Source organism: Skermanella sp. (assembly GCF_059503625.1).
The window spans coordinates 1-2,922 of the sequence record NZ_JCACHA010000304.1 but is presented as its reverse complement, the minus strand read 5'-3'; the positions used below and the strand labels follow the sequence as shown (position 1 = coordinate 2,922).

Below are 2,922 nucleotides of genomic sequence, written 5' to 3'. Positions count from 1 at the left end.
CCGCTGCGGTCAAGTCCTGCCCGGCCAAGTCCTGCCGGGATAGAGACGGCAGACGATCCCTTATTCGTCGCCTTCTTCGGCGTCCTGCTCGATCTGGCTGGCAAGGTCGCGCAGCATGTCGACGACGTCCTCGTGGCTGGTCTCCTCGACCGCCTGGTTGACGGCGGCTTCGATCATGGCGACGGCAACGTACGAGGACAGCGGACCGCCCTCCTTCATCGCCGCTTCGAGATGCTTTTCGGCGAGATCGAGCGCCTTGTCGAACATGGCTTCGGCAGGGCTGTTGTTCTGGTCGGTCATTTCAAGGTCCCCTTGGGGCATGGTGGCGTGGCAAACAGGCCGTCGATGGGCGAGCTATAGCATTCCGGATTGAAAGGCGCGTCCCAAATCGTTCGCTGTCGTCGTGCGGGTTGTTCTCTGTCTAAACCGGTGACGGCATGCTTTGCTGCACCGGATCGACAAGCAAGGATTCTTCAAAATGGATAACGATGTCTCCACCGCAATCACCAGCCGGGATTTCTACCCCTACTGGATCGACGAATCGGTGCGCTTCGCCGACCTGGACCCGCTGGGCCACGTCAACAACGCGGCTATCAGCACCTATTTCGAAAGCGCACGGGTAGCGCTGTTCAGCGACTCCGGCAACTCTCCCGTGTCCGGTCCGCTCTCCGTCGTGATCGCCCGGATCGTCATCGATTTCCGGTCGGAGATGCATTATCCCGGTGCTCTTCGAGTCGGCTTGAAGGCGACCCGCTTCGGCCGCTCTTCCCTGACCGTGGCAGGCGCCGTCTTCCACGGCGAGACCTGCATCGCGACCAGCGAAGTCGTCTGCGTCCTGTTCGACACGACCGCGCGGCGGTCGGCGGAAATTCCGGCGGCGGTCCGCGCCCGCCTGACGGAACTGGCCGGCTGACGCGATGGCAAGACGCCCTCAGCGCAAGGCCAGGACCCAGGCTCCCGTCGAGGTCACCGTCGGCGAAATCGGCGCCCGCGGCGACGGTCTGGCCGACCACGGAGGCAGGCGTGTCTATGTCCCGCTGACCGTGCCGGGCGACCGCGTCCGCATTCTGCCGGGCGAGCCGCGCGGCGACGGCATCGCCGCCCGCCTGCTCGACGTGCTGGCACCCGGCCCGGACCGGGCGGCCCCGCCCTGTCCTCATTTCGGGATCTGCGGCGGCTGTGCGCTTCAGCACCTTACCGACGACGCCTATGCCGGCTGGAAGCGTACCCAGGTGGTGACGGCGCTCGGCCGTGCCGGGCTGACGGGGATCGACGTCGCGCCGACCGTCCGCACGCCGCCCGCCGGCCGCCGCCGCGCCACTTTCGCCGCCACCCGGCGCGGCGGGCGCGCGACGCTGGGTTTCAACGAGCGGCAAAGCCACAGGATCGCCGAAATCTCCGGGTGTCTGGTGGTCGAGCCGGGCATCCGGGCTCTGCTCGGGCCGCTCGAAGACTTGCTGACGGCCGTGCTTCCCGACGGGGCCGCGCTCGACGTGACCGTGGCCGTTCTCGAAGGCGGTCTGGACGTGCTTCTGACCGGCGGTCCCGAACCGGGGCTCGATGCCCGCGAGCGGCTGGCCGCCTTCGCCGAGTCGCGCGATATCGCCCGCCTGTCGTGGCGGCGCTCGCCGTCGGCTCCGCCGGAACCCGTGGCCGCCCGTCGTCCCGTCCATGTCAGGTTCGGCGGAACAGCTGTACCGGTCGAACCCGGCGCCTTTCTCCAGGCCAGCGGCGAGGGCGAAGCGGCGCTGGTCGATGCCGTTCTGGCCGGCGTCGGCAATGCGCGCAAGGTAGCCGACCTGTTCGCCGGTCTCGGCACCTTCACCTTTCCGATGGCCAGGACCGCCGCCGTCCATGCGGTCGAAGGGGACGCTTCCGCCATGGCCGCCCTGTCGTCGGCGGCGCGGACCCTGCCGAACGTGACCACGGCACGCCGCGACCTGTTCGAGGATCCGCTCACCGCTTCGGAACTGTCCCGCTTCGATGCCGTGGTCTTCGACCCGCCGCGCGCCGGCGCCCGCGAGCAGTGCACCCGGATCGCCGAGTCGGGAGTCCCCGTCGTGGTGGCCGTGTCGTGCAATCCCGCCACCTTCGCCCGCGACGCCCGCATCCTGACCGACGGCGGCTACCGCCTGGAAAGCGTCACGCCGGTCGACCAGTTCGTCTGGTCCGCCCATATCGAACTGGTCGCCCGCTTCACGGCAGCCGGGTGAGACCGTGCGTCAGGTTGTTCCCGTAAGGGATCGACCTGTGTGAATGCTTTCACCGCGTAGGCCGGCTGCTGCTTCGCTTCAGCCGGCCTACTGCATCGGGGCCTCCACCAGTCAACTTCTTTCGGCCCTTGGTACAAGGCGTGCTCGTCCATCCATGCGCCTCGGCAGGGCGGATCGCTGCCGAGGCTTCCTCGTTCTTATCGCGCGGTGCGATGGTGGGCACCGTGACCCTTTGTCGGCGACACTCTTGCCGGCTTAGCGGGTCATGCCTTCGGCCGGGAGTTCACGGTCTCTCGTCATGACCAGCGAGACGATTACGCCGCCCAGCAGCAGGGCGAAGGTCACCGACAGGGAGATCACCGGGTCGAGCTTGCCGTAGAACTGGTTGTAGAAGATCTTGCTTCCGATGAAGACCAGCACCAGGGCCAGCGCGTATTTCAGATAGTGGAAGCGATGGACCATCGCGGCCAGGGCGAAATACAGCGCGCGGAGGCCCAGGATCGCGAAGATGTTGCTGGTGTAGACGATGTAGGGATCGGTCGTGATCGCGAAGATGGCGGGTACCGAGTCCACCGCGAAGATCAGGTCGGCGAACTCGATCAGGACCAGGGCCAGGAACAGCGGCGTTGCGAACCGGACCAGCTTGCCCGAGCCTTTGGGATCGGGAGCCTTCACGAAGAATTTTTCGCCGTGCAGTTCGTCGGTGACG

Annotated in this window: 4 protein-coding genes; 2 read left to right on the top strand and 2 right to left on the bottom strand. The window is 66.9% G+C overall.

What is annotated here, in order from left to right; all coding sequences use genetic code 11:
• Positions 1 to 60: 60 nt before the first annotated feature.
• Positions 61 to 300 carry a hypothetical protein gene (locus AC5JJ6_RS06960; RefSeq protein ID WP_044429911.1) on the bottom strand — a complete coding sequence of 80 codons (240 nt, stop codon included), beginning with the start codon at positions 298 to 300 and terminating at the stop codon, positions 61 to 63.
• A gap of 178 nt (positions 301 to 478) precedes the next feature.
• Between AC5JJ6_RS06960 and AC5JJ6_RS06955 the strand changes: the two genes are divergently transcribed.
• Together AC5JJ6_RS06955 and AC5JJ6_RS06950 are read left to right on the top strand one after the other, a co-directional pair.
• Positions 479 to 913 (top strand): acyl-CoA thioesterase, encoded by a 435-nt coding sequence (locus AC5JJ6_RS06955; protein WP_496041333.1) that lies wholly within the window; start codon positions 479 to 481, stop codon positions 911 to 913.
• A gap of 4 nt (positions 914 to 917) precedes the next feature.
• Entirely contained in the window at positions 918 to 2,213 is a 1,296-nt protein-coding gene (locus AC5JJ6_RS06950) for a class I SAM-dependent RNA methyltransferase (protein WP_496041332.1), read from the top strand.
• 255 nt (positions 2,214 to 2,468) lie between these two features.
• Here the strand turns inward: AC5JJ6_RS06950 and AC5JJ6_RS06945 are convergent.
• Positions 2,469 to 2,922: TerC family protein (locus AC5JJ6_RS06945; RefSeq protein ID WP_496041331.1), on the bottom strand; the 454-nt coding region annotated here is incomplete at its 5' end.

What these genes read in the sequence shown, in the direction of transcription:
- AC5JJ6_RS06950 (WP_496041332.1), top strand. Translation starts at nt 918, where the DNA reads ATGGCAAGACGCCCTCAGCGCAAGGCCAGGACCCAGGCTCCCGTCGAG.
- AC5JJ6_RS06955 (WP_496041333.1), top strand. Translation starts at nt 479, where the DNA reads ATGGATAACGATGTCTCCACCGCAATCACCAGCCGGGATTTCTACCCC.
- AC5JJ6_RS06960 (WP_044429911.1), bottom strand. Translation starts at nt 300, where the DNA reads ATGACCGACCAGAACAACAGCCCTGCCGAAGCCATGTTCGACAAGGCG.